Source organism: Acinetobacter sp. SFA, assembly GCF_001647535.1.
GTDB classification, from domain to species: domain Bacteria; phylum Pseudomonadota; class Gammaproteobacteria; order Pseudomonadales; family Moraxellaceae; genus Acinetobacter; species Acinetobacter pecorum.
The window spans coordinates 83,724-109,460 of sequence record NZ_LSZI01000017.1; the positions used below are offsets into that span (position 1 = coordinate 83,724).

A 25,737-nucleotide genomic window follows, 5' to 3' on the forward strand; every position below is an offset into this window, starting at 1 on the left:
TATGACGGACAAGTCAATTAAAGAGTTAGCCCTCAGCGTGGGTCGTCCAGTTGAGAAGCTCCTAGAGCAGGTTCGTGAGGCAGGTTTACCACAGCGTAAAGCTGACGATATTATTACCACCGAACAACAAGATAGCTTGATGAGCCATGTGAAAAAATCACAAGGTTCAGAGAGCCAAGCAGGGCAAATCACGTTGAAACGTAAAACGACCAGTACGGCTAAAGTAGCCAGTACTTCAGGTAAGGCAAAAACAATTAATGTAGAAGTTCGCAAGAAGCATACATTTGTTAAGCCAGATCCAGAACAGATCAAAGCAGAAGCATTGGCGAAAGCCAAGGCTGAGCAACAGGCCAAAGCTGCGCCTGAGCAGAATACAGCGCAAGCTGCTGCTGAAGCTCCAAAAACTGGCGTCAATAATGCCAGTAAAGCGCTAGAAGCGATGCGCGCTGCTGCAAAGCAAACCAGCGACAAGCAGGAAGTTTCTAAAGCTGCAGTTGTGGTAAAACGCAAATCAACCAATAAACCGATTGTAAAACAAACGGTTAAGCAAGTAGAAACAGCTGAACAGAAAAAACTACGTGAAGCGGAAGCAGCAAAATTAAAAGCTGTTGAAGAAGCAGCACGTCGTAAAGCGGCTGAAGAAGCGCAGCAACGTACGCTTGAACAAATGCGTCAAATGGCGACCAAGTACTCTGCTGAAGATACCACTGCAACCATTCGTGTTGTTGATGATTCTCCTCTGGCAGCCGGTCTTGTTGGCCAGGCATATGAAGACTCTTTTGCTAAAGAAGACCGCGAAATCAAACGTGGTACCAATACGCCGAGCGCGCGTGCACCGAAAAAAGGTGGCCGTCGTGGTCAGGAAGAGCAAAGCTTCAGCAAACAGCCTAAACGTGGTTTAAAAACCAGCCAGGGTAACAAGCATGGTTTCGAAAAACCTGTGAAAAAACAGGTTTACGATGTTGAAATCGGTGAAACGATTGTAGTTGCTGACTTGGCTGCGAAAATGGCAGTTAAGGTTCGCGAAGTGATTAAATCACTCATGAAAATGGGTGAGCTAGTGACTCAGAACCAAGCGATTGATCAGGAAATTGCTGCACTTGTGGTTGAAGAAATGGGCCATCATCCGGTACTGGTTTCTGATACACAAGCTGAAGATAACTTGCTGGAAGCAGCTGAAGAAGCACGTGGTGCGCAAACCACTCGTGCGCCTGTTGTGACTATCATGGGTCACGTTGACCATGGTAAAACATCACTGCTTGACCGTATTCGCCGTGCCAAAGTGGCTCAAGGTGAAGCGGGCGGTATTACCCAGCATATCGGCGCTTACCATGTAACTACCGATAAAGGTATCATTACTTTCCTTGATACTCCGGGACACGCAGCGTTTACTGCGATGCGTTCACGTGGTGCGAAAGCAACAGATATTGTGGTACTTGTTGTAGCAGCAGATGACGGTGTCATGCCACAAACTGCAGAAGCAATCGATCATGCGCGTGCTGCAGGTACGCCAATCATTGTTGCGATCAACAAGATGGATAAAGAGTCTGCTGATCCAGACCGTGTTCTGAATGAATTGACTGCTAAACAGATCGTGCCTGAACAATGGGGCGGTGATGTGCCGGTTGCCATGGTTTCAGCCCACACGGGTCAAGGTATTGATGAGCTGCTGGACCTGATTTTGATTCAAGCAGAAATGTTAGAGTTGAAAGCATCTGAAGAAGGTGCTGCGCAAGGCGTGGTTATTGAAGCACGTGTAGATAACAGCCGTGGTGCTGTGACTTCTATTCTTGTTCAAAACGGTACCCTGAAAGTGGGTGACCTGGTACTTGCTGGTTCGTCTTATGGTCGCGTACGTGCGATGACAGATGAAAACGGTAAACGTATCAAGTCTGCTGGTCCTTCAATTCCGGTTGAAATTCTGGGTCTTCCAGAAGCACCAATGGCGGGTGATGAAGTTCTTGTGGTCAGCGATGAGAAGAAAGCACGTGAAGTTGCTGATGCGCGTATGGACCGTGAACGTCAAAAACGTCTTGAGCGTCAATCTGCAATGCGTCTTGAAAATATCATGGCGTCTATGGGCAAGAAAGATGTGCCTATCGTCAATGTGGTACTGAAAACTGATGTACGTGGTACGCTGGAAGCCTTGCATGTAGCACTTGCTGAACTTGCAACAGATGAAGTGAAAGTACGTATTATCGGTTCAGGCGTTGGTGCAATCACCGAGTCTGACGTAACACTGGCTGAATCTTCAGAAGCAGTTCTGCTTGGCTTTAACGTACGTGCGGATAATGCAGCACGCCAAAAAGCCGATGCGGATAATATCGACATTCGTTACTACTCAATCATCTATCAATTGATCGATGACGTGAAAGCAGCAATGAGCGGTAAGCTTGCACCTGAACATCGTGAAACGATTCTGGGTGTTGCACAGGTACGTGAAGTATTCCACTCAAGTAAATTCGGTGCGGCTGCAGGCTGTATGGTGCTTGAAGGCGTATTACATCGTAACAAACCGATTCGCGTATTACGTGATGACGTGGTTGTGTTCCAGGGTGAGCTTGAATCTCTTCGTCGCTACAAAGAAGTGGTTGAAGAAGTTCGTGCCGGTATGGAATGTGGTCTTGCGGTGAAAGGCTATAAAGACATCAAACCTCTCGACAAGATCGAAGTGTATGATGTTCAACTGATTAAACGGAGTCTTTAATGGCGGGTAGTCAACGTCTGAAGCGTATGGCGGATACAGTACAACGCGAGTTGTCAGAACTGATCCGTCAGGAGCTGAAAGATCCACGCTTAGGTGGTTTGGTGACCATCTCTGCGGTGAAGGTGAGCCCAGACCTGGGATATGCGGAAGTTTATGTCACTGTAATGGGACGTGAACTTGGCGACGAACAGAGCGAAGCGGCAAATAAAGAAACTTTGGATGTATTAAACAAAGCATCCGGTTTCCTGCGCCATGAGCTGAGTCGTCGTATTAAAACCCGTATTACGCCTCGTCTACGTTTCCATTATGATAAGACCAATGCATATGGTAACTATATGTTTGGTTTGATCGCTGAAGCTGTGAAGGACTTGCCTGAAGCAGAAGCAAAAAAAGACGATGAATAAGTCTTAAGACAATAAAAAAGCCACCTTTGGGTGGCTTTTTTATATCTGGTTGTATCAAAAATTGAGCTACTGATAGACCAATCTAAAAATAGTCTGGATTAAGTGAGATCATCATCTTTATGGTTCATTTTTTTCTCATAAAAAGCACGGCGACGTGAGCGCTGCCAAGGCAGAGGGCGTTCCAGCGTTTCCGGAACCTCGCCACTCAAAGAGCGTAAACGCAAATGCAATGCAGCCTGTGCCATCAGATTGGCAGATACCGGTGCGGTAATGAAGGCGAACAGGGTAATGAGCACTTCAGCAAAACCGAAACGGCCATATATGGCCGAGAACAGAATTGAGGCCATCAAAAAGCTGCCCAGGCCCAAAGTACTGGATTTGGTCGGGGCGTGCAGACGCATAAACAGATCGGGCAGACGGACCATACCGATCCCGCCGACCAACATAAAGAAAGCACCAATCAATAAAAAAATCGACACCAGTATTTCTAAAATTAAGGACATTTAAAAACTCCTAGTCGATCACATGGCCAGTGGTGAAATAACGTGCCAAGGCTGCAGTCGAAACAAAGCCAAGCATCGCAACCAGTAAGGCCCCTTCAAACAGGAAGCTGCTACTCCAGTAAATCCCTAAAATGACAATCAGACAGGTGGCATTCAGGAACAGGGTGTCGAGTGCCAAGAGCCGGTCAACGATAGAAGGGCCAGTGATGAGCCGGATCAGGCAGAGTAACATCGAGACAGTGATAGCACCCAGGCAAATCATTAATGCATAAGGCAGAATAGTCATGCTTTTTCTCCTGTCTGTGCGCTGAAAATTTCAATCAGAGGCTGTTCGTAGCGCTGTTTGATCGTTTCGATTTCTGCTGCTTCATCCTCTGTGCTTAAGGCATGAACCAGAATATCACCACGATCCTGATCAATGCCTGCAGATACTGTACCGGGCGTTGTGGTAATGATCATTGCCAGCAAGGCATTGACTTCCTCATGCTCGGTTTCCAAAGGTACGCGAAACCATTTCGGATGCAGGTTCTTGGTTGGACCAAGTACCAGTTTTGCGACTTTAATATTGGCTACTACAATATCCCAAACCACGACAAAGAACAGGCGCAGGGCAGGAGCCCACTGGATATTCGGGGTATAGTCAATAAAAGGTGCAACCATTTTTGGAATGACAATCGCCAGAACCAGCGCGAAAAGCAATGTTCCAGCTTCCAGATTATGTGCCAGCAGAATCCAGCTTAGCCCAACGATTACAGAAACCAGCGGATGCGGGAACCAACGTTGCAGGAATGATACAGCCATTAAGGTCCCTCCACCGGTTTAAGTTGATTATCATCATATCTGTTTTGTTCAACATACTGCTGATCAATCTGGCGTTGCTTGAATTCAGAAATATTTTCACCTTCCAGCGTGGCTTCCGAAATTGTATAAGGAACCAGATGTGCATTCGGATCGACTGTCTCACCACCGTACTTGGTTTCAGGTAAATAGCTTGGATCAAAAGGTTGCACACTAATAAACTGGCCTTCTGCATCGCGTTTTAACAAGGCAGCTTCATAAACCGGATTATTTTTAATCTGTTCCGCAGTCTGATAATTATATTGATAGATCGGTCCGGCAAACACCACATAGGCAGTCAGGCCAGCAAGCAATAGATAGATTACACGATCATTACGTGCGGGTGCCTTACTTGGTAGGGCTTCGTATTTGTGAAAATCTTCAGAATTAAGGTCATCCTCAGGTCTGGTCGAACGCCAGAACAGCACGAAACCAACCCGGGTAAAGGCCAGAATACTGAGGAAGCTTACCAATAAAATGGTCAGGATAATAATCATCTGATAGTCTGAATTGGCAGAAGCCTGCAAAATAAAGACTTTACCGAAGAAACCACTAAACGGTGGCAGGCCGGCCATCATCAAGGCAATGATGAAATAGACAATCGAAACCAGCTTGTTCTGTTTCATCAGTGGCGCGATTTTAAAGTGATCCTTAAATTCGCCGCGCTGTGAGGTAATCCAGCCTGACAGGATATAAAAGGCTGCGCCAATCAGGGTACTGTGCACCATATAATACAATGCACCGGCCCAGGCTGCAGTTGTATTCATGCCGATTGCTACCAGAATTGTTCCGACTGAAGACAGCACCATAAAGCCGATAAAACGGCGCAGACGTTCTGTGCCGATTGCGCAAATCACGCCATAAACCGACGTAATCAGACCAATCACCAGCAGGCAATTCATCAGGATCTGGTGGCTGTATTCATCATCAAAAACAGTTCCATTAATCCGTAAAATTGCATACACCCCGACTTTGGTCATGATGGTAAAGAGTGCTGCCACAGGTGTGGTGGCTACGGCATAGGTTTTGGGTAACCAGAAGCCAAGCGGTAGCATCGCCGCTTTAATTCCGAACACGACAAACAGCATTAATCCACCAGCAACCGCCAGCTTGTGCTGATCTTCAGCGAGGGTAGGCATCAAGCGGGCCACATCTGCCATATTCAGACTGCCGACACTGCCATAAATCATCCCGAGTCCAATCAGGAATAGGGCAGAAGCAAACAGATTAATGGTGACGTAGTGGATTCCCAGCTGGAAACGGGCCTTGCCTTGTCCATGTAGCAGTAGTACATAGGATGCCATCAACAAGATTTCAAAAAACACGAACAGGTTAAACAGGTCACCGGTCAGGAAGGCACCGGTCAAACCCATGAGCAGGAAATGCACCATGGCATGGAAATAACGCCCACGCATATCCCATTCTTTACTGGCATACCAGAGCACCGGCACTGCAAGGGCATAGGTCAAAACCAGCATCATCGCAGAGAGCTGATCGAGAACCAGTACAATACCAAAAGGTGCGACCCATTCGCCCAGCGTATAAACATTGATCTGACCCTGACTACTGTCTACTAAATAGCTGACAGCAATGATCAGGCCCAAGATACTCGAGACATAGCTGATACCCCGACGCCAAGGCTGACGCCAGTCCGTCACCAGAGAGCCTGAACCCGGGTTGCCTAAAAGAACCAGGACAAAAGCGGTAAAGGCCGGTAAAAGAATACTGAAAATAGGGGTATGTTGATTCCAGAAATTGAGAAGATCAGTCATTAAGGCTCATCCTCGCGCGGGTCAAGATTTGGTATTTCTTCTTTGGAGTCAACGTGGTCTGTTCCTGATTCGTAGCGGCTACGCAATGCCAGTTGGACAATAAAGGCAGTGGTGGCAAAGCCAATCACGATGGCTGTCAGCACCAGTGCCTGAGGAAGGGGATCGGTCACTTTCGAGGCTTCAGTCAATACTGCAGGCGAATTCATCTGAATTCGGCCCATGGCAAATAAAAACAGGTTGACTGCATAACCAATCATGGCGAGACCCAACACTACCGGGAAGGTACGGGCACGCAGGATCAGATAAATGCCTGTGGCCGTCAGCAGGCCAATCGCAGAGGCTAATAAAAATTCTAAACTGATCATTCTATTATCCTCTTGGTACAGGGCCAGTCATGCTTGAGTGACGTGAATCGCCTAAGACTGAAATCATCAGCATCGTTGCACCCACAACAGTGACATAAACGCCAACATCAAACAGCGCAGCCGAAGCCAAATGCATTTCTCCAATCATTGGCGGAGAGACATAGATATGTGCACTGGTCAGGAATGGACGTGACCAGAACCAGGCCGCGACACCGGTCAAACCGGCAATGGTTAAGCCGACTCCAATCCAGATTTCATAGAGACGGCCAGATTTGGCCCCCAGCAACTGTTCGGTTTTATCCTGCCCCACTGCGATATATTGAATAATAAGTGCCAGTGAGGTGACCAAGCCTGCAATAAATCCACCGCCTGGCAAATTATGGCCACGCATAAAGATGTACAGGCTGACCACCAGTGCTACAGGCAAGATCCATGATGCAGTAATACGTAACATCAGGGGTGAAGGATTAAAACGATAGGTCAGACCCTGGGTGATGGTGGCGCCATGGGCACGCATTCCATCCATCAGGCTAAGTACACCAATCGCGGCAATTCCAAGTACGGTAATTTCGCCAAAGGTATCGAAACCACGGAAGTCGACCAGAATCACATTCACCACATTGGTGCCGCCGCCCAGTGGAATCGACTGTTGCAGGAAGAACCATGAAATGGAATTATGATCACGGGTCATGATCAGCCAGGCAATAGCTGCTATTCCAAGACCGCCACCTATTGCAATAATGGCATCACGCCAGCGACGGGTCGGACTCGATTCATACGGTGTTAACTGAGGCAGTAAAGATAAACTCATCAGTAGCAGAACCGTGGTGACCACATCGACCGTAATCTGGGTCAATGCCAGATCGGGTGCCGAGAAACCGATAAAAACCATGGTGACGACCAGACCGACTGCACCGCTAATCAGTACAGCTTTAATCCGCTCATGATGGAACCACAGCAGCATCCAGCAGGCAGAAAACAGGAGTAACCACAAGATAATCGCCAGAGCAGGGGCGTGGGTCAGTTCACGTGTACCCGTGCCCACCGCATTGTTCACCAGTGGGAAACTGACCAGTGCGACAGTAAAAATCACGATCCACAATAAATAGCTTTGTAATTTGCCATTTTCAGTGGCACGGCGGAAACGGCGTGAATTCAGCAGCAGATTTTTCAAAAACAGTTCGAACAATACCCGGCCCTGCAAGCGGCCCAGTTTTGGATCCAGGTCGATTTCGCGTAAGGTACCACCTTTGGCAAGAGAAAAATAGAAGATGACTCCGCCAACGAGGGCTATCACGCTCATCAGCAGCGGCAGGTTGAAGCCATGCCATAGTGCCAGATGAGTGCCTTCAAAAGCAAAATCCTGAGTCGATGCCCGGGTGGAGCTGTTTACAATTTTTTCAACCAGAAGTGCCGGGAATATACCCACCAAAATACACAAGATTGCCAATAAGGTTGCGGGTGCACGCATGCCAAACGGAGGTTCATGTGCATCTTTATTCGGAACCTGCTTGCCTAGCGGACCATCGAAAAATACCCCATGCACCAGTCGAGTAGAATAGGCGACTGCAAAAATCCCGGCCAGTGTTGCGACAATGGCTGAAACGACCATGACCGGACCACTCAAGTTCGCGACCAGTTCGGTAAAGAACATTTCCTTGGACAGGAAGCCATTGGTCAGTGGCACACCTGCCATAGCCGCCGCCGTAATCATGGTCAGGGTAGCGGTATAGGGTAGCAGTTGCCATAAGCCTGACAGTTTGCGCAAGTCACGTGTGCCCGATTCATGGTCGATAATTCCGGCAATCATAAACAGGGCCGCTTTAAAGGTGGCATGGTTAATAATATGAAAAATTGCAGCTGCAACCGCCAGAGGAGAACCGATCCCAAGCAGACACATGATCAGGCCTAAATGGCTGATGGTTGAATAGGCGAGTAAGCCCTTCAGGTCTTCCTTGAAAATGGCAAAAAAAGCGGCCATACATAGGGTAAACAGACCGACAAAGGTTACAATATTATGAAACAGTGCAGCACCGACGAAGATCGGTAGCAAGCGTGCGACCAGAAATAAACCGGCTTTGACCATAGTGGCCGAGTGTAAATAGGCCGAGACAGGTGTCGGCGCAGCCATGGCATTCGGTAACCAGAAATGGAAGGGAAACTGCGCACTTTTGGTAAAAGCACCGAGTAAAATCAGCAAGAGAGCCGGTACAAATAAAGCATGTGACTGAATCTGTTCGGTCATCGTAAGGATTTGATCAATCTGGTAGGTACCAGTGATTTGACCAAGCAGGATAAAACCACCCAGCATGGCCAGACCACCCAGTCCAGTAATGGTCAGAGCCATACGTGAGCCACGTTGCGCAGCTTCGTAATTGCTCCAGTAACCCACTAGCAGGAAAGATGAAATACTGGTCAATTCCCAGAAAACCAATAAAAGAATCAGGTTATTTGACAATGAAATCCCGAGCATAGCTGCCATAAACAGCATCAGCAGAAGATACAGCTTGCTCAGCGAATTTTTGGGATTCAGATAATAATAGGCATAAATATAAATCAGCGTACCAATCCCGCTGATCAGCAGGGCAAACAGCAGTCCCAGGGAATCCAGACGAAAACTGAAATCAATACCCAGCTGCGGCAGCCAGGACCAGGTCTGGGTAATCACTGCGCCATCAAATATGGCAGGCGCCTGACTCAATAATAATAAGAAACTGCTGAGGCTGACACCAATTGCCCCTAAAGCCGTTACCTCGCGCGAAAATTGCTTCAGCCACGAGACAAGGGTTGTGCCTAATACTAACGGTAACAATATAATAATCGGCAGCACACTCGTATCCATTGTCGTGATTTAGGCTGTGACCAACCTAGGGTGAATCTTTATCTTCCAAGGACTACAGGATCACAAGGAGCGATCCAAACTTCTCAATCTTGAAAGCCAAAAGAATATTCAAAAAGAATATAAAACAGTTGTATTGCGCAACTTATGAACGATAGCAAATTCCGATTTTACAATGAAATTCGCAAATAAATCCGATCATATTACAGGATAACAACAACATCAACGTTTTTATGTGGAACTTATAAATTATACGTGAGCTTGGTTTTAACCGCAGAGGGATGCTTAAACAGATCATCCAGAAGTGACCGAAAATTAAGATTAGATCTCAGCCATTGATTGTAAATATAAATAAAAACAGGGTTTCTTATGCTGGGGAAACTGCCTGACTTGATATTTTTCTTTTCAAGCCTCTCTATATCAGGTCCCCAAAATGTACTTGGTTATTTTTGAGTTTTCGGGGAGTTTTATCTATATAAACATTTTCTAATGGCTACCAGATACCTACCTAAATCTGTTTCATGAGCTTAAGCAGACTGGAAAATGGCCAGGCTATTTTTGCTAAACAGAGTAATTATCATGAATAAAGTACTTCGATGGACGTTACTTTAGTCCCATGTTGTTCACATCTATATTTACATCTTAACCGGCTGCCTGGCGGAGCGACTGCGGCATTTTGATTTTCAGTTGCTGAATCAGGTCATAAATGTGATGAATATTTAAACTCACTTTGGCACGGGTACAGGCCACATAAAGTAATCTTAATTCTTCATCACTAATTTTATGGTCTTTTTCATTCAGCTTGAATTGATAGTCATCTTCAATATGAACCCGATCCCACTCCAGACCTTTGGCTTTGTGCGCCGTGGAAATAATATAGTCAGCCTGGGCAATCGGGGTAATTTTAGCCAGGGCTTTTTTCAGCGGATCGGTGCCATGCTCGTCCACCAGTTTGACCAGTGGCTTGATGTCACTGCCTTCATTGGTTTCACAGTATTCATGGACATCATGCCAGGAGTTAAACCAGGCCAGTTCCGGCACATCAACCACACGCTTGCCCTGTTTTAGTATAGCAGCCGCATCGACAAAGCGATTCAGTTTGACATGATCGGCCTGCAGGCTGACTTTGTCACCGCGTACCAGTCCGGCCAGTAGCAATTCCATGGCCCGGGCATTGGTCCGACATAAAATTGCATCACGCATTTTGGTATGCGGTTTATTCACGACTTTAGAATCTAACAACGGATTGCCCAGCAAAGGCACAGTCTCATTGAGGGCACCTAAAATGGCATTGGCATTCAGGGCAATTTCAGGACCAAAACGAAATGAGGTGGTCAGACGTGATTCAGGCAGAGGCAGTTGCTGCATGGCATTGACTGCACCGCGCCAGGCATAGATCTGCTGATGCGCATCTCCGACATAAATCACTTGGGTGCTGCGCTGTTTCAGTAGAATTCCCAGCATTAAGGGATCGGCATCCTGAGCTTCATCGAATAGCACATAATCGGCCGGAATATTCGGCTCAGACAGTGCCCAGAGTTTCAGGTAAATGTCATGACCAATGCCGGCCTGATGATTTGGATCAATCGACTCTAGCCAGCGCCGTTCGACTGCCGGATAAAGCTTCTGCTGCAAGGTCTCGATATCATCCGGATGTAGCCAGCTTGGCGCCTGAATATGCCGCGGGGCAGGATACTGCGAACTGGTCGAACAGAAATAGCCGACCGCATTGGCGACCAAGCTTGCCAGTCTTGATGGCATCAAGACATATTTCTCATAGCGTCCGCCCATCATGCGGCGCATGGTCATCGGTTCAAGCCGGTACTCTTTGGCAATAAAACTCGGACTCAAGCGTGGCAGACGCAGCTTGTCGGTCACTCCACGTGGAACACTGCGAAATGCCAGCGAGTGAAAAGTCCGGCAATCCACACCCCGGTGGAACTTGGCCTGCGCTTCACTGGCAATGGCTTTGTTAAAGGCCAGATACATGCCACGTCTTTGCGGCATGGCATCACTGATCATTTGCAGGGTAGTCGTTTTACCTGTACCTGCATAGGCAATCACCTTAAAGGATTTGCCCAGACGTGCGTTATCAATAGCAGTCGCCTGCTCATAGGTCGCGGTCGGTTTTTTTAAATCAGACACAGATGAATTCAAGGCTTAATGCTGACGGTTGGCTTTTTCAACCAGACCAGACAAGCCTTGGCGACGTGCCAGTTCATTTAATACCAATTGCACATCTAGGTCGAAATAACCGAGCATGACGATGGTATGGAACCAAAGATCTGCCACTTCATAGATCAGATCATTTTTATGGTCTGCCGAAGCATCCTGATCAAAGTCTTTGGCTGCCAGCACAGTTTCAAAGCTTTCTTCACCCACTTTTTCCAGAATCTTGTTCAGGCCTTTATGGTAGAGCTTGGCTACATAAGAGGAATCTGGATTGGCCTGTTTGCGTTCTGCCATCATTTGTCCCAGATAAGACAAGACTTCGACCTGTTCAGATTGGGCGGTTGATGCTTCCATCGCCAGCGTATGCGGATTCGTAGATTTTTCGCCATAAATTGCAGACGGGTCTTTCAGCTGTGCATCGACAGTTTCCCAGCCATTTGGCGTGAGCTTGCGATAGAAGCATGATTCACGGCCAGTATGGCAGGCAATGCCACCATGCTGTTCAATTTGCAGCACAATCACGTCGGCATCACAGTCCAGACGGATTTCATGTACAGTTTGAAAATGTCCTGATTCTTCACCCTTATGCCATAATTTGTTGCGTGAACGGGAGAAATACACTGCCTGATTTTTTTCGGCAGTTAAAGCCAATGCTTCACGGTTCATCCAGGCCACCATCAACACACGTCCAGTTTGATGATGCTGGGCAATGGCAGGGACTAATCCTTGTTCGTTAAATTTTACTTCATCGAGCCATTGCACATTGTTCATAAGGGTTTCCATCATTTCAATCAAAATATAAAAATACGGATAGGAAATATCCGCTGATAGTGTACGTGATCTCGCAGCATTTGCGGCAAAAATCTGTGTTGATCAGGACAGGCTGTGTCGTGGTTTTTTAAATCCGTCCACTTTATTTCAGATCTTGCAAAAATGAGACAGAGAAAAGCCGCCTAGTTGGCGGCTCGTATTGCGATTCAATTATCCGTATGAAAAATTACCAGTGTTCGCCCGGGAACAGACGCGCATATGCTTTCTGCACCAAGTTCAATTTTTGTGGTTGGCCCACAGATGCACTTGAACTTGGGAACAGGTTGAAACCAATGGACATCAAGACATTGTTGATATCTGGCGCAATGGAATAGGTAATGGATGCCAGACGGCCCAAACCGGTCGCGACTTTCTTCGGGCGCTTCATGATTGCATAGGCAATCAGGTCGGCTGCCTGTTCTGGAGAAAGCGTTGGAACATATTTATAGATTTTGGTCGGTGCAATCATCGGGGTACGCACTAAAGGCATATAAACCGAGGTGATTGCAATTTTATGCGCATGTACTTCAGCAGACAGGCAGCGGCTAAAGGCATCCAGCGCAGCTTTTGATGCTACATAGGCTGAAAAGCGGGTCGCATTGGCCAACACGCCAATTGAACTGATATTGATGATATGACCCGCGCGGCGAATCATCATTTGTGGCAGGATATTCATGACCAGACGCACCGCACCAAAATAATTCAGCTGCATGGTACGTTCGAAATCATGGAAACGATCTACCGATTCATGTACGGCACGGCGAATCGAACGACCCGCATTATTAATCAGGATATCAATATGGTCGACTGAAGCAATGATCTGCTTGGAGACTTCGTCAATCGCTTCCATATTGTTTAAATCACATGGAAATATCGAGGCTTTACCGCCTTTTGCTTCAATTTCTGATTTTACTTGTTCTAGGGTTTCTTGAGTACGGGCTACCAGTAAAACATGGGCACCTGCATCGGCCAATTGATGTGCTGTGGTTAGGCCAATACCGCTGGATGCACCAGTAATCAGCACGGTTTTACCTGCAACACACTTTTCCAGTTGTTTGAGTAGTCTAGTTTTCACGTTTGTTATCCCTAATTTGAAGTCTGCGTTCAAATTATTTTTATTAAAGGTCTATGGCGCTCTAACAGAAGACGAGAGCGAAGGTGAGTATGGATATGATAACTAATTCTTCAGGAAAATCTATACATTAAATTATTGAAATTAAAATAAAAATTAGAGTAATTGCTCTATTTGTGTTCGCTATTTCATTTAACTTTTATCATGAAAATAAAAAGCAAAGCAAGTGGCTGTTTTAGAAAATAAATAAAAAACCTCATCAGAAATGATGAGGTTTCGGGTCAGTTCTAAGCACTGCTTTAAACGGCGGCCAATGCCTGTTCCAGATCGGCAATCAGGTCGTCAATATGCTCAATTCCAATGGAAAGTCGTACCATATCTTCACTGACACCGGCAGATTTCAGTTCTTCAGCATTCAGCTGACGATGGGTGGTGGTGGCAGGATGACAGGCCAGACTTTTGGCATCACCGATATTGACCAGACGGGTGAACAGTTGCAGGGCATCAATAAAACGTGTGCCCCCTTCAAGGCCATGCTGCACTCCGAAAGTCAGAATGGCAGACGGTTTACCTTTCACATATTTCTGTGCCAAGGCATGCTGTGGATGATCTTTCAGGCCAGCGTAATTGACCCATTTCACTTTAGGATGTTTTTGCAGATATTCAGCGACTTTCAGTGCGTTTTCGGTATGACGTTCCATTCGCAGGCTTAAGGTTTCCAGACCTTGCAGAATCAGAAACACATTTTGTGGACTAATCGCAGCGCCGGTATTACGCAGCGGCACTACACGCGCACGTGCGATATATGCTGCTTCCCCCAAAACTTCAACATAGTTCACGCCGTGGTAACTTGGATCTGGTGTATTGAGGGCAGGGAAGCGTTCAGGATATTTACCCCACGGGAATTTGCCGCTATCCACAATGATGCCGCCAATGGAATTGCCATGACCACCGATATATTTGGTCAGGGAATGCACGATAATATCTGCACCGAAATCGAAAGATTTTTGAAGTACTGGGGTGGCAACAGTATTGTCGACAATGACCGGCACGCCATATTCGTGCGCAATTTTAGAGATTTCTTCCAGATCAATAATATTACCCAGCGGGTTACCAATCGATTCCACAAAAACCAGTTTGGTTTTTTCATCAATCAGGTCATGCAGACTTTCCGGTTTTTCATAATCAAAGAAACGGACTTCAATACCTTGTTTGGGCAGGGTGTGGGCAAAAAGATTATAGGTACCTCCGTAAAGCGTCGATACCGAAGCAATATTGTCCCCAGCTTCAGCAATGGTCTGAATTGCATAGGTAATCGCAGCCATGCCAGAGGCCAAAGCTAGTGCACCAATTCCACCCTCGAGCGCTGCTACACGTTGTTCAAGTACTGCAGTGGTCGGGTTCATAATCCGGGTATAGATATTTCCCTGTACCTTTAAATCAAACAAATCGGCCCCATGTTGTGTATTGTCAAAGGCATAAGATGTGGTTTGATAAATTGGTACAGCCACTGCTTTAGTGGTTGCTTCGGGGGTATAGCCTGCGTGAATCGCTAAAGTTTCTGCTTTATAACTCATTCTGTTTGATCTTCTTGTTTAAGCTTATGGCTTGAGTGTAGCATTTTTACATATAAGTAAAAGTGCAATTTTATTGAAATGAATATATGAAATATTCATATACCAGTCTGGATTTAATCCGGTTATTTTACTGAAAACGGTTGTTTAAAAAAACATCAGCAATAAACTTGTAACAATGCATGCAAGTTCATGGCAATGGCTTATGTTTTTGCTGCTTTCTGCGTATAATAGCCGATTATTTTTTCGCTCATTTTTGAGCTGGGGTCGTTGTTCTAACCCTATTTGGTTTTTCAGTTGAGGAGTCCTACGTGGCCCAATATATTTACACGATGAACCGAGTGTCGAAGATGGTTCCGCCTAAGCGCGAAATCCTGAAAGACATCTCCTTATCATTTTTCCCAGGCGCTAAAATTGGTGTGCTTGGTTTAAACGGTGCAGGTAAATCTACCTTGCTTCGTATTATGGCGGGCGTAGATAAAGATTTCTCTGGTGAAGCGCGTGCACAGCCGGGTATTAAAATCGGTTATCTTGAGCAAGAACCACCTTTAGATGAAACCAAAGACGTTCGTGGAAATGTCGAAGATGGTTTACGTGAACCGCTTGATGCTTTAGCGCGTCTGGATGAAGTCTTTGCTGAATATGCAGCAGAAGATGCGGATTTCGATGCACTTGCGAAAGAACAAGAAAAGCTTGAAGCAATTATCCAGACCTGGGATGCGCATAACCTTGCGAACCAGATGGATCAGGCTGCTGCGGCATTGAACCTGCCAGCTTGGGATGCAGATGTATCTAAGCTTTCAGGTGGTGAACGCCGTCGTGTGGCACTGTGCCGTTTACTTCTGTCTAAGCCGGACATGTTACTTCTAGACGAACCGACGAACCATTTGGATGCTTCATCTGTGGCTTGGTTGGAACGTTTCCTGAAAGACTTCCCGGGTACCATCGTAGCCATTACGCATGACCGTTACTTCCTGGATAACGTGGCTGAATGGATTCTTGAGCTTGACCGTGGTATGGGTATTCCATATCAAGGTAACTATTCTTCTTGGCTTGAGCAGAAAAATGCCCGTTTAGAGCAAGAGAACAAGCAAGAAGAATCTTTTGCTAAGGCGTTGAAAAAAGAACTTGAATGGGTTCGTTCGAATGCCAAAGGCCAGCAAAAGAAAAACAAAGCGCGTATGGAGCGTTTTGAAGAGCTTAACTCACGCGAATTCCAGCAGCGTAACGAAACTTCTGAAATCTACATTCCACCTGGTCCACGTCTGGGCAACAAGGTTGTAGAAGTTGAAGGCATCAGCAAATCGTTTGGTGATCGTTTACTGTACAAAGATTTAACATTCACGGTACCACCTGCCGCAATTGTGGGTATCGTGGGTGAAAACGGTGCAGGTAAAACCACACTGTTCCGTATGATGACGGGCGAACTGCAACCTGATACCGGTACGGTAACACTGGGTGAATCAGTGAAAGTAGCGTATGTCGGTCAGATCCGTGACACCTTAGATAACAACAAAACCGTCTGGGAAGAAGTTTCTGGTGGTTTGGATATCTTGAAGATTGGCGAATACGAAATCGCATCACGTGCATATATCGGTCGTTTTAACTTTAAAGGTCAGGATCAGCAAAAACGCGTAGGTCAATTGTCTGGTGGTGAGCGTAACCGTTTACAACTTGCGAAAATCCTGCAAATGGGCGCTAACGTGATCTTGCTGGATGAACCATCAAACGACTTGGATATCGAAACTTTACGTGCACTTGAGGATGCAATTCTTGTATTCCCGGGTACAGTCATGGTGATCTCGCATGACCGTTGGTTCCTGGACCGTATTGCAACACATATCTTGTCATTCGAAGGTGAAACACCTGAATTCTTCACCGGTAACTATGCTGAATTCGAAGCATATCGCCGTAAACGTGATGGTGATGACTTAGTAACGAAGCGTCAAAAATATCGCAAAATCGGTGCTTAATAACCCTAAATTTTGTAAATAAAAAACCAGCCTCAGGGCTGGTTTTTTTTATACTTATTGCATGCTGAAGGGTAAATTAGACTTCCCACTCATGATTGCATTCACGGCATTTCCATTTCTTTTGTGTTTGCATAAATGCCTGCATTGAAATTTTAAAATCAGGTAAGTCCTTATAGAACATAAAGCCTGCGATCAAAGAAAGAATAAAGACGATCACAGTTGCAGTCTGTAAAGTCGTACCTGCACCATCGCCAAAAATCCACATCGCAATGCTAATAATCACCAGCAATAACAAAAGGAACAGGGCGGGTACCAGAAACATTAGGCTTTTAGGAACCACGGGGCGTGGAGCTGCTTGACCTGGCTGGGCCACCGGCATGATTTTCGGGCTTTGACACTTAGGGCAACGATATTGCATTACAACTCCAAAATTCTAAATTACTGATTATTTTATCGGAAGATGCGAAGAAACCGAAATATTGCCCAACATAAAATATACAGGCAATAAAAAACCCAAGTCGCAATGCTTGGGTTTTTTATAAGATCACCATAATATATTATGGTCATCTTGAATATGGCGTCCCTACGGGGATTCGAACCCCGGTTACCGCCGTGAAAGGGCGATGTCCTAGGCCTCTAGACGATAGGGACAATTGAGGCAAATTACACAGCTAAAGCAAGACTTGATTTGGTGGAGTCAAGGAGGATCGAACTCCTGACCTCTACAATGCCATTGTAGCGCTCTACCAACTGAGCTATGACCCCAGCCTGTGTGAGCGCTATATTAGGGATATCATACTCACACGTCAATAAAAAAATTAATTAAGCTTGATCAACTGCTTCATTTTTCGGCAATTTTAAGCTTTCATTGAGCTTTTCCCAGACTTTTAGCTCTTTTTTGCTCGGGCCGCCGACAATTTCCAGTGCATGACGTAAACGTGCAAAGGTTAAATCCGGACCAATGGTGACCATCGTCTGCATGACTGGGGTAGAGGCTGTCGAACCGGCAATGGCAATAAAGAACGCAGGCATGAAGTCACGTAACTTGATTTCCATTTGTGCAGCCAAGTCCATCATGGTCTGGCTCACTGTGTCATTGTTCCAGGTGAACAGACTTTCCAGACGCCAGATCGCAAATTGCAGGCTCTGACGCACTTGCTCTTCAGACAGTTTTTTGCTTACAAACTGTTCTTTGCTCAGGGTCGGGAAGTGGTTGAAGTAATGTGCCGACCAGTTCACCGCTTCAGACAGCAGGTTAATACGCGGTTGAATCGCAGCTGCAATTTCTTCCAGTTTTGCGCGGTCTGCTTTCCAGGCCAATAAGGTGTCAAGTAATTCAGCCGGGCTGAGTGCCTTGATCCATTGACCATTTAACCAGTTCAATTTCTCTACATCAAAGATTGGGCCGCCCAAAGAGACACGTTTAATATCAAAATGCTCAATCATTTCTGCCAAAGTGAATTTTTCACGTTCATCTGGCATTGACCAACCCATACGACCCAAGTAGTTCAACAGGGCTTCAGGCAGTACGCCGATATCTTTGTAGTAGTTGATTGATGTTGGGTTCTTACGTTTAGATAATTTAGATTTATCCGGGTTACGTAAAAGTGGCATGTGGCACAGCACAGGCATTTCCCAGCCGAAATATTGGTAAAGAAGCTGATGTTTCGGTGCAGATGGAATCCATTCTTCACCACGAATCACGTGGGTGATTTGCATTAAATGGTCATCCACCACATTTGCTAAGTGGTAGGTTGGGAGGCCATCGGTTTTCAGCAGAATCTGCATGTCTACTTGCGCCCATGGAATTTCCACTTCGCCACGCAGCATGTCATTAAATTTACATACGCCTTCAGTTGGGACTTTCATGCGAATCACATGTGGTTCGCCAGCGGCCAAACGGCGCTCAACTTCTTCTTGTGAAAGTTGTAGACCGCGACCGTCATAACGAGGCGTTTCACCACGTGCCTGCTGTTCTGAACGCATCTGATCGAGTTCTTCTGCAGTTGCGAAACAGTAGAAAGCATGTCCTTTTTCTACCAGTTCAAGTGCATATTGCTTATAGATATCCATACGTTCGGACTGACGGTAAGGCGCATGTGGACCACCTACATCAGGACCTTCTGACCAGTTTAAGCCCAACCAGCGCAATGAATCCAGGATCATTTTCTCAGATTCAGGCGTTGAGCGGAGTTGGTCGGTATCTTCGATACGAAGAATGAATTCACCACTGTGCTGTTTAGCAAAACATAAGTTAAACAGGGCGATATAGGCAGTCCCTACATGCGGAAAACCAGTAGGAGAAGGTGCAATACGAGTACGAACAGTCATAGCCGGATCTAATCTTGAATATAAAATTGTAACTATTATAGCGAAAAAGCCACATCACTTAATGCTTTATTCAACATTGAGTAATGTGGCTTTTAAATCTGTACGTATTCAGCTCTTTTGGTACTGATTAAGAGTGATCGCTCGAAAAAATACTTTGTACGAAGCGGGTAAAACGATAATTCTGTGCTGCCAAGAAATTTTGCGAGGGTGCAATTTTAAGAGCAGTTAAGACTTTTAAATTATCTTCTGTATGAAGTGTTTTTTCGCTTTTTTGTTGCTGAATCGCTTTTTCAATCGGCGATGTCTTGTTTTCAGCGGTGCTTACTACTGTTTTAGGTTTAGGCAAGTCTGACTTCACAACCACGGCATGACCGAGCTGAATCGAAAACAACATAATCAGGCTTAGGATGCTGGTTGTGAACAATTTAAATTTCATATCCAAACTTCCTCCTTACTTCTGGTTGGTTTTATTTTGTTAAAAATGTTTTTTTAATACTCTGTCTACAATTTAATCACAGTTGTTCATAAAGAAGTAGAACCAAGTCACATTTTTTACAAAAGAAATTATATAACTCTGTGGAAAATTACTAAAAAAACGTAATTTCCTGTTTTAGTGGCCTATTTTTAACAGAAAACTGTGAAGACAACGTGAAGAACTGTCTTATATTGTAGCAGAAGATTAATTTTATGGCGAAATATGTATCCGGATTTAATTGTTAGGAGATATCTCAAAATCAGAAATAGATTATAAATATTATTATAAGCATATGATTGTTAGGTTTATTTTTGATTTGTATAGTGCAGATCATATAAACAATGAGTTACATATGATGAAAAGAATAATAGCATCAGCAATCTTGACAATTATAGCAGGAACAGCAGTACAGAATTCCATCGCCAAAGATTTCCTGAATGTGTCTTATGACCCGACCCGGGAATTTTATCAGGAGTATAACGAAGAATTTGGCAAGTTCTGGAAGCAGAAAACCGGACAGACGGTTAATTTTAAGCAATCACATGGCGGTTCAGGCAAGCAGGCACGTTCAGTGGTCGACGGTTTGCAGGCCGATGTGGTGACCTTGGCATTGGCCAATGATATCGAAGAAATTGTCAAAGCAGGTTTAATCGAGAAAGGCTGGCAAAAAGAGTTTCCGAGCAATTCGGCACCTTATACTTCTACGATCGTATTTCTAGTACGTAAAAGTAATCCAAAGCAAATTCAAGACTGGAATGATCTAACCAAACCGGGCGTAGAAATTATTACCCCAAATCCCAAAACCGGGGGTGCACCGCGCTGGATCTACCTGTCTGCTTGGGGTTATGCACTGAAACAACCTGGCGGTAATGATGCTAAGGCCAAAGAGCTGGTGAAAAAGCTCTATAGCAATGTCAAAGTACTCGACTCCGGTGCGCGTGGTTCGCTGACCACTTTTGCCGAGCGCGGTATCGGGGATGTGCTTTTATCCTGGGAAAATGAAGCCTTGCTGGCAACACAAGGCTTGGGTAAAGACAAGTACGACATCGTCTATCCATCGATTTCAATTCTGGCCGAGCCATCGGTGGCAATTGTCGATAAAAACGTGAATAAAAATGGCACGGCCCATCTGGCAAAAGGCTATTTAAACTATTTATATTCACCGAAAGGACAGGAGCTGGCTGCGAAATATTTCTTCCGTCCGCGGGACGCCAAAGTCGCTGTTAAATATTCAGCCCAATTCCCGAACATCCAGACCTTCACCATTGATAAAGTCTTTGGCGGCTGGGCCAAAGCGCAAAAAACGCATTTTATCAATGGGGCGATTTATGATCAGATTTATAATGAAAAAAGATAGCTAAACAGCGGTTTAGAATGAGATAAAGAAAATGGTCAAGTTATTATCCATTTTCTTTATATCTAATGCATAAAATTCTATATATTAGAGATAAGTAGAATAATAATTAACTTTTTCTTTTAAAAACAAAATACTAATCAAGAAAAACCTTTCATTCTATCGTGTTGCACCAGTAGCGGGTGAATTGCGATAAATGATTTTATTTCATATAGTTATAACCAATGAAGATAAACTCCCTGTTACTATGAAAACTCAATTCAAATCGTTGTTTAGTGCTGCCTTATTGGTGGTCGGTTTAGGCATGACTGCAACTGCCGCTCAAGCCGCAGACCGTCAATTTCTGAATGTGTCTTATGATGCCACACGCGAGTTCTACGACGAATTTAACAAATCATTCGGCGCTTACTGGAAAAACCGGACTGGTCTGGATGTGAATTTCAAGCAGTCACATGGCGGTTCGGGCAAACAGGCACGTTCTGTGGTCGATGGTTTGAAAGGTGATGTGGTGACTTTGGCGCTGGCCAATGACATTGAAGAAATTGTGAAATCTGGTCAGATTCAGCCAGGCTGGCAAAAGGAATTTCCTCATAACTCGGCACCTTATACCTCGACGATTGTATTCATGGTCCGCAAGGGCAACCCGAAAGGCATCAAGGACTGGAAAGATTTGACCAAGCCAGGGGTGCAAATTATTACCCCGAACCCGAAAACGGGTGGTTTGCCGCGTTGGGTGTATCTGTCTGCATGGGGTTATGCCGAGAAACAGCCGGGTGGTAACAAAGCCAAGGCGCAGGACTTTGTCGGCAAGCTTTATAAGAACGTCAAAGTAATGGATTCTGCTGCACGTGCTTCAATGACCACCTTTGCCGAGCGTGGTATTGGCGATGTATTACTGACCTGGGAAAATGAAGCCTTGGTCACGCAGAAAACCTTGGGTAAAGACAAGTTTGATATCGTTTATCCATCGATTACCATTTTGACTGAACCCTCAGTAGCCATTGTAGATCGTACCGTAGACAAAAATGGCAATAAATGGTTAGCAACGGGTTATATCAATTACCTGTATTCACCATTGGGTCAGGAAATGGCAGCTAAGCATTTCTATCGTCCACGTAATGAAAAAGTATTAGCGAAATACTCGGCACAGTTCCCGAAAATCAAAACCTTCACGATTGATGAGGTCTTTGGTGGTTGGGCCAATGCACAGAAAACCCATTTTGCCAATGGTGCAATTTTCGACCAGATTTATAACAGCAAGCGTTAATTGATCTGCGAAGTCATCTTGCTGATAAAAAAAGCCTCCTGAACTGGAGGCTTTTTTTGTGGCAGAAAATGCTAAAACGGTTTTCTCTATGGAAAGTAATATTTATCTACAAAAAGTCGTTTGGAGCTTTGCTCAAACAGGGTGATAATGTGCAGTTAAATTTTTCCCCCTACTGATTGAGTTTTTATGTCACATATTTCTGTATTACTTCACGAAACGATTGATGCCTTGTTGGCGGATCGCAATACGGGAACTTATGTGGATGGAACCTTTGGCCGTGGTGGACATACGCGTTTATTATTGTCTAAATTAGATGAACATGCACGTGTTTATGCCTTTGATAAAGACCCACAGGCACTGGCGGTGGCGGCCGAACTCGAACAAGAAGATTCACGTTTTAAAATTATCCATGCCAGCTTTGCTGATCTGAAAGAGGCATTGGCTGAGTTGGGCATTGAACAAGTTGATGGGGTAATGGCGGATCTGGGTGTTTCTTCACCGCAGCTGGATCAGGCTGAACGTGGCTTCAGTTTTATGAAAGATGGCCCGCTGGATATGCGTATGGACAACTCGCAAGGTCCAACGGCAGCAGAATGGCTGACCCAGATTGAAGAAGAAGCACTGGCGAATATCATTTTTAAATATGGTGAAGAGCGTTATAGTCGCCGTATTGCCAAGGCCATTAAGGCTGCCGGATATATTGATACCACAGCCAAGCTGGCCGAGATTGTAAAAGTAGCGCACCCGAAATGGGAAAAAAACAAGCATGCTGCGACCCGTACTTTCCAGGCGATTCGTATTGCTATTAATAAGGAATTAGAAGATATTGAAATCTTCTTGCCTCAGGCGGTAGAAATCTTGAAGCCGCAAGGGCGTTTGGCGGTGATTAGTTTCCATTCACTGGAAGACCGCTTGATTAAACAATTTATTCAAAAAGAGTCAACGCTTGAAGAGGATTCAGGCTGGGGAATGCCACAACAACAGAAAGATACGCGACGTTTGAAGAAAGTTGCTCGTGTTAAAGCCAGTGAGGAGGAGGTTAAAGCCAATCCCCGTTCACGTAGCGCATGGCTCCGGGTAGCAGAACGTTTAGCTTAATAGGCAGATCATGAGAACGGAAGTGGTTGATAAAAAAACAGAAAAATTGTGGCTGAAAAAAGTTGCAATTTATCTCATGCTGATACTGATGGTCTTTGTCAGTGCGGTATTTGTGGTATTTCAGGTGTTTGAATACCGTCAGGACAACAGAAAGCTAAGTACTTATCTGCGTGAGCGCGATGATCTCAATGCGGAGTGGGGCCGTTTGCTGATTGAACAGCAAACTTTTGGCGCGACGGCACAGATCGGTACGCGTGCAGTGACACAGTTGCGTATGTATTCCCCTCCGGTTTCACAGAGTGTGGTGATTTCCTTACCACAAACTTCAGATGAGAAAAAATAAGGCTAGCGTTCGGACATGGTAGACAAGAGAAAGAAGCAACCGGTACGTAAAAAACAATCGGTCACCGACAAAAATGCCTCAAATGTTTATATCAATCGTTTTTACATCATGTGGGCGGTGGTGTTGCTGTGTTTCGTGACACTGATTTGCCGTGCCTTCTATGTGCAGATTATTAATAAAGATTTTTTGCAGAATAAAGCCAATGCCAATATTTTAAGAACCAATACCATCAAGGCGATGCGTGGCGTGATTTATGACCGTAATGGGATTCCATTGGCGATCAGTACTCCGATCATGAAAATTGTGATTGATCCACGTGATTATTTTGACAATAAAAAGCTCTATGATGAAACCATGCTGGCGCTGGAAAAAGAACCGAATAGCCGTAAACTCAAACGCCAGTTGCCGGATAAAAACCTGAATCTGGATGAGCTGGCTGATGCAGTCGGTATGGATCGGGCAGAACTGCGCAAAAAAATGCAAGAACGTCCGCGTTCACGTTATCTGATCCTGAAAAAAGAAGTTCCGCCACAACAGGCCGAACTGATCATGAAGCGTAATTTTCAGGGCGTATATACCGAGAAAAACTATAAGCGCTATTATCCGCAGCCGCAGCCAAACTCTCAGATTATTGGCCTGACCAATAGTGAGGGCATAGGGATTGAAGGTCTGGAAATGCAGCTGAATGCCCGTCTTTCCGGCAAGGATGGCGAGCAGCAGATCATTCGCGATAAGAAAGGCAACCGGATTAAAGAACCGGAAGTGATTAAAGAAGTTGAACCGGGCGAAAATATTACCTTAAGTATCGACTCGCGTCTGCAATATATCATGTACCGTGAGCTGACTGCGGCCGGAGTTGCCAACAATGCCCGTTCGGCGACTGCGATTGCTGTAGATGTCAAAACCGGTGAAATTCTGGCGCTGTCTTCATGGCCATCGTATAACCCGAATGACAAAAACAGCCTGCTTAACAAGGATGCCATGCGTAACCGCGGGGCGGTCGATTCCTTCGAACCGGGTTCGACCATGAAGCCGTTAACCGTGGCAATGGCGCTGGAAAGTGGCAAATATACAGCGAATTCAGTGGTGAATACCACACCGGGCAGTATGCGGGTAGGTAATCATACCATTCGTGATACCCATAATTACGGTCAGTTGACTCTGGGTGGTATTATCCAGAAATCATCTAACGTTGGTGTGGCCAAACTGGCCTTGTCGCTGCCGTATGAAACCTTGCCGACCTTCTATAAACGTTTGGGTTTTGGTCAGCGGTCAGCAGTGAAATTCCCGGGTGAAAGTGCCGGTCTGATTCTGCCTCCTAGCAAATGGAATGTGTCAGAAGTGGCGACCATGTCCTATGGTTATGGTCTGAATGCAACGGTACTTCAGCTGGCTGATGCCTATGCCATGCTGGCCAATAAAGGCGTAAAAATGCCGCTAAGTCTGTATAAGCTGGAAGAACAGCCGCAGGGTGAACAGATGATCGATGCCAATATTGCCGATCAGGTGCTGATGATGATGGAAACCGCAACCTTGCCAGGTGGTACGGCGACTCGCGCGACCATTCCAGGCTATCGCGTGGCAGGTAAAACCGGTACTGCACATAAGCTGCGTGCTGACCGTAAAGGTTATTCGACCAATGAATACCGGGCTTTATTTGCCGGTGTAGCACCCGTCAGTGATCCACGGATCGCCATGGTGGTAGTGGTAGAAAACCCACAGGGTACCTACTATGGGGGTACCGTATCTGCACCAGTCTTTGCCCGGGTGATGCAGGAATCTCTGCGTCTTCTGAATGTCCCTTTGGACAAACCTTTAGAAACTCCCAAAGTCCAGTAAAT

General features: G+C 45.5%; 21 protein-coding genes and 2 tRNA genes. 8 read left to right on the forward strand and 15 right to left on the reverse strand.

Features of this window, described 5'->3' with window-relative positions:
- Position 1: 1 nt before the first annotated feature.
- Together infB and AY607_RS08840 are read left to right on the forward strand one after the other, a co-directional pair.
- Positions 2-2,707 (forward strand): translation initiation factor IF-2, encoded by a 2,706-nt coding sequence (gene infB / locus AY607_RS08835; protein WP_064102365.1) that lies wholly within the window; start codon positions 2-4, stop codon positions 2,705-2,707.
- Positions 2,707-3,111, forward strand: a complete 405-nt coding sequence (locus AY607_RS08840; RefSeq protein ID WP_064102366.1) for a ribosome-binding factor A — start codon at positions 2,707-2,709, stop codon at positions 3,109-3,111. The genes infB and AY607_RS08840 overlap by 1 nt, the downstream gene beginning before the upstream one ends.
- 98 nt (positions 3,112-3,209) lie before the next feature.
- Here AY607_RS08840 and AY607_RS08845 read toward each other — a convergent pair whose 3' ends face one another.
- The 10 genes from AY607_RS08845 to AY607_RS08890 all read right to left on the reverse strand — a co-directional run bounded on the left by AY607_RS08845 (position 3,210) and on the right by AY607_RS08890 (position 15,058).
- Positions 3,210-3,614, reverse strand: a complete 405-nt coding sequence (locus AY607_RS08845; protein WP_064094625.1) for a Na+/H+ antiporter subunit G — start codon at positions 3,612-3,614, stop codon at positions 3,210-3,212.
- A gap of 10 nt (positions 3,615-3,624) precedes the next feature.
- Complete coding sequence (locus AY607_RS08850; RefSeq protein ID WP_064094624.1) at positions 3,625-3,900, reverse strand: monovalent cation/H+ antiporter subunit F; 276 nt, start codon at positions 3,898-3,900, stop codon at positions 3,625-3,627.
- Positions 3,897-4,415: a Na+/H+ antiporter subunit E gene (locus AY607_RS08855; RefSeq protein ID WP_064094623.1), complete on the reverse strand. Its 519-nt coding sequence runs from the start codon at positions 4,413-4,415 to the stop codon at positions 3,897-3,899. The genes AY607_RS08850 and AY607_RS08855 overlap by 4 nt, the downstream gene beginning before the upstream one ends.
- Positions 4,415-6,223 (reverse strand): monovalent cation/H+ antiporter subunit D, encoded by a 1,809-nt coding sequence (locus AY607_RS08860; RefSeq protein ID WP_064094622.1) that lies wholly within the window; start codon positions 6,221-6,223, stop codon positions 4,415-4,417. The genes AY607_RS08855 and AY607_RS08860 overlap by 1 nt, the downstream gene beginning before the upstream one ends.
- The gene (locus tag AY607_RS08865) at positions 6,223-6,588 is read right to left on the reverse strand and encodes a Na+/H+ antiporter subunit C (RefSeq protein ID WP_004281114.1); all 366 of its coding nucleotides are present in this window, start codon (positions 6,586-6,588) and stop codon (positions 6,223-6,225) included. Before AY607_RS08865 ends, AY607_RS08860 begins: the two co-directional genes overlap by 1 nt.
- 4 nt (positions 6,589-6,592) lie before the next feature.
- Complete coding sequence (locus AY607_RS08870; RefSeq protein WP_064094621.1) at positions 6,593-9,430, reverse strand: monovalent cation/H+ antiporter subunit A; 2,838 nt, start codon at positions 9,428-9,430, stop codon at positions 6,593-6,595.
- Positions 9,431-10,069: 639 nt separating this feature from the next.
- Positions 10,070-11,572, reverse strand: a complete 1,503-nt coding sequence (locus tag AY607_RS08875) for a UvrD-helicase domain-containing protein (protein WP_064102425.1) — start codon at positions 11,570-11,572, stop codon at positions 10,070-10,072.
- Between the two features lie 15 nt (positions 11,573-11,587).
- Positions 11,588-12,370, reverse strand: coding sequence for a bifunctional phosphoribosyl-AMP cyclohydrolase/phosphoribosyl-ATP diphosphatase HisIE (gene hisIE / locus AY607_RS08880; RefSeq protein ID WP_064102367.1), 783 nt, complete (start codon positions 12,368-12,370; stop codon positions 11,588-11,590).
- 226 nt (positions 12,371-12,596) lie between these two features.
- Positions 12,597-13,484 (reverse strand): SDR family NAD(P)-dependent oxidoreductase, encoded by an 888-nt coding sequence (locus AY607_RS08885; protein ID WP_064094618.1) that lies wholly within the window; start codon positions 13,482-13,484, stop codon positions 12,597-12,599.
- 296 nt (positions 13,485-13,780) lie between these two features.
- Positions 13,781-15,058, reverse strand: a complete 1,278-nt coding sequence (locus AY607_RS08890) for an O-acetylhomoserine aminocarboxypropyltransferase/cysteine synthase family protein (RefSeq protein ID WP_064102368.1) — start codon at positions 15,056-15,058, stop codon at positions 13,781-13,783.
- A 308-nt stretch (positions 15,059-15,366) separates the two neighbouring features.
- On the opposite strand from AY607_RS08890, the gene ettA reads away from it, so the two are divergent.
- Entirely contained in the window at positions 15,367-17,028 is a 1,662-nt protein-coding gene (gene ettA / locus AY607_RS08895; RefSeq protein ID WP_064094616.1) for an energy-dependent translational throttle protein EttA, read from the forward strand.
- Positions 17,029-17,104: 76 nt separating this feature from the next.
- Here ettA and AY607_RS08900 read toward each other — a convergent pair whose 3' ends face one another.
- The 5 genes from AY607_RS08900 to AY607_RS08920 all read right to left on the reverse strand — a co-directional run bounded on the left by AY607_RS08900 (position 17,105) and on the right by AY607_RS08920 (position 19,795).
- A complete protein-coding gene (locus AY607_RS08900) occupies positions 17,105-17,446 on the reverse strand; it encodes a hypothetical protein (RefSeq protein WP_064102369.1) in 342 nt (113 codons plus the stop codon).
- Between the two features lie 157 nt (positions 17,447-17,603).
- A tRNA-Glu gene (locus AY607_RS08905) sits at positions 17,604-17,679 on the reverse strand.
- Positions 17,680-17,717: 38 nt separating this feature from the next.
- A tRNA-Ala gene (locus tag AY607_RS08910) sits at positions 17,718-17,793 on the reverse strand.
- A gap of 57 nt (positions 17,794-17,850) precedes the next feature.
- The gene (gltX, locus tag AY607_RS08915) at positions 17,851-19,359 is read right to left on the reverse strand and encodes a glutamate--tRNA ligase (protein WP_064102370.1); all 1,509 of its coding nucleotides are present in this window, start codon (positions 19,357-19,359) and stop codon (positions 17,851-17,853) included.
- Between the two features lie 127 nt (positions 19,360-19,486).
- Positions 19,487-19,795 (reverse strand): hypothetical protein, encoded by a 309-nt coding sequence (locus AY607_RS08920; protein ID WP_064094613.1) that lies wholly within the window; start codon positions 19,793-19,795, stop codon positions 19,487-19,489.
- A gap of 394 nt (positions 19,796-20,189) precedes the next feature.
- Here AY607_RS08920 and AY607_RS08925 point away from each other — a divergent pair, with 394 nt between their 5' ends.
- The 5 genes from AY607_RS08925 to ftsI all read left to right on the forward strand — a co-directional run bounded on the left by AY607_RS08925 (position 20,190) and on the right by ftsI (position 25,735).
- The gene (locus AY607_RS08925) at positions 20,190-21,191 is read left to right on the forward strand and encodes a sulfate ABC transporter substrate-binding protein (protein ID WP_064095167.1); all 1,002 of its coding nucleotides are present in this window, start codon (positions 20,190-20,192) and stop codon (positions 21,189-21,191) included.
- A 244-nt stretch (positions 21,192-21,435) separates the two neighbouring features.
- Entirely contained in the window at positions 21,436-22,455 is a 1,020-nt protein-coding gene (locus AY607_RS08930; RefSeq protein ID WP_064094612.1) for a sulfate ABC transporter substrate-binding protein, read from the forward strand.
- A 186-nt stretch (positions 22,456-22,641) separates the two neighbouring features.
- A complete protein-coding gene (gene rsmH, locus AY607_RS08935) occupies positions 22,642-23,553 on the forward strand; it encodes a 16S rRNA (cytosine(1402)-N(4))-methyltransferase RsmH (protein ID WP_064094611.1) in 912 nt (303 codons plus the stop codon).
- 10 nt (positions 23,554-23,563) lie between these two features.
- Positions 23,564-23,896, forward strand: a complete 333-nt coding sequence (gene ftsL / locus AY607_RS08940) for a cell division protein FtsL (RefSeq protein WP_064094610.1) — start codon at positions 23,564-23,566, stop codon at positions 23,894-23,896.
- Positions 23,897-23,911: 15 nt separating this feature from the next.
- Positions 23,912-25,735 carry a penicillin-binding protein PBP3 gene (gene ftsI / locus AY607_RS08945; RefSeq protein ID WP_064102371.1) on the forward strand — a complete coding sequence of 608 codons (1,824 nt, stop codon included), beginning with the start codon at positions 23,912-23,914 and terminating at the stop codon, positions 25,733-25,735.
- The last annotated feature ends 2 nt before the right edge of the window (positions 25,736-25,737 follow it).

Coding starts and splice junctions, on each gene's coding strand:
- infB (WP_064102365.1), top strand. CDS start 2: ATGACGGACAAGTCAATTAAAGAGTTAGCCCTCAGCGTGGGTCGTCCA.
- AY607_RS08840 (WP_064102366.1), top strand. CDS start 2,707: ATGGCGGGTAGTCAACGTCTGAAGCGTATGGCGGATACAGTACAACGC.
- AY607_RS08845 (WP_064094625.1), bottom strand. CDS start 3,614: ATGTCCTTAATTTTAGAAATACTGGTGTCGATTTTTTTATTGATTGGT.
- AY607_RS08850 (WP_064094624.1), bottom strand. CDS start 3,900: ATGACTATTCTGCCTTATGCATTAATGATTTGCCTGGGTGCTATCACT.
- AY607_RS08855 (WP_064094623.1), bottom strand. CDS start 4,415: ATGGCTGTATCATTCCTGCAACGTTGGTTCCCGCATCCGCTGGTTTCT.
- AY607_RS08860 (WP_064094622.1), bottom strand. CDS start 6,223: ATGACTGATCTTCTCAATTTCTGGAATCAACATACCCCTATTTTCAGT.
- AY607_RS08865 (WP_004281114.1), bottom strand. CDS start 6,588: ATGATCAGTTTAGAATTTTTATTAGCCTCTGCGATTGGCCTGCTGACG.
- AY607_RS08870 (WP_064094621.1), bottom strand. CDS start 9,430: ATGGATACGAGTGTGCTGCCGATTATTATATTGTTACCGTTAGTATTA.
- hisIE (WP_064102367.1), bottom strand. CDS start 12,370: ATGAACAATGTGCAATGGCTCGATGAAGTAAAATTTAACGAACAAGGA.
- AY607_RS08890 (WP_064102368.1), bottom strand. CDS start 15,058: ATGAGTTATAAAGCAGAAACTTTAGCGATTCACGCAGGCTATACCCCC.
- AY607_RS08900 (WP_064102369.1), bottom strand. CDS start 17,446: ATGCAATATCGTTGCCCTAAGTGTCAAAGCCCGAAAATCATGCCGGTG.
- gltX (WP_064102370.1), bottom strand. CDS start 19,359: ATGACTGTTCGTACTCGTATTGCACCTTCTCCTACTGGTTTTCCGCAT.
- AY607_RS08920 (WP_064094613.1), bottom strand. CDS start 19,795: ATGAAATTTAAATTGTTCACAACCAGCATCCTAAGCCTGATTATGTTG.
- AY607_RS08925 (WP_064095167.1), top strand. CDS start 20,190: ATGAAAAGAATAATAGCATCAGCAATCTTGACAATTATAGCAGGAACA.
- AY607_RS08930 (WP_064094612.1), top strand. CDS start 21,436: ATGAAAACTCAATTCAAATCGTTGTTTAGTGCTGCCTTATTGGTGGTC.
- rsmH (WP_064094611.1), top strand. CDS start 22,642: ATGTCACATATTTCTGTATTACTTCACGAAACGATTGATGCCTTGTTG.
- ftsL (WP_064094610.1), top strand. CDS start 23,564: ATGAGAACGGAAGTGGTTGATAAAAAAACAGAAAAATTGTGGCTGAAA.
- ftsI (WP_064102371.1), top strand. CDS start 23,912: ATGGTAGACAAGAGAAAGAAGCAACCGGTACGTAAAAAACAATCGGTC.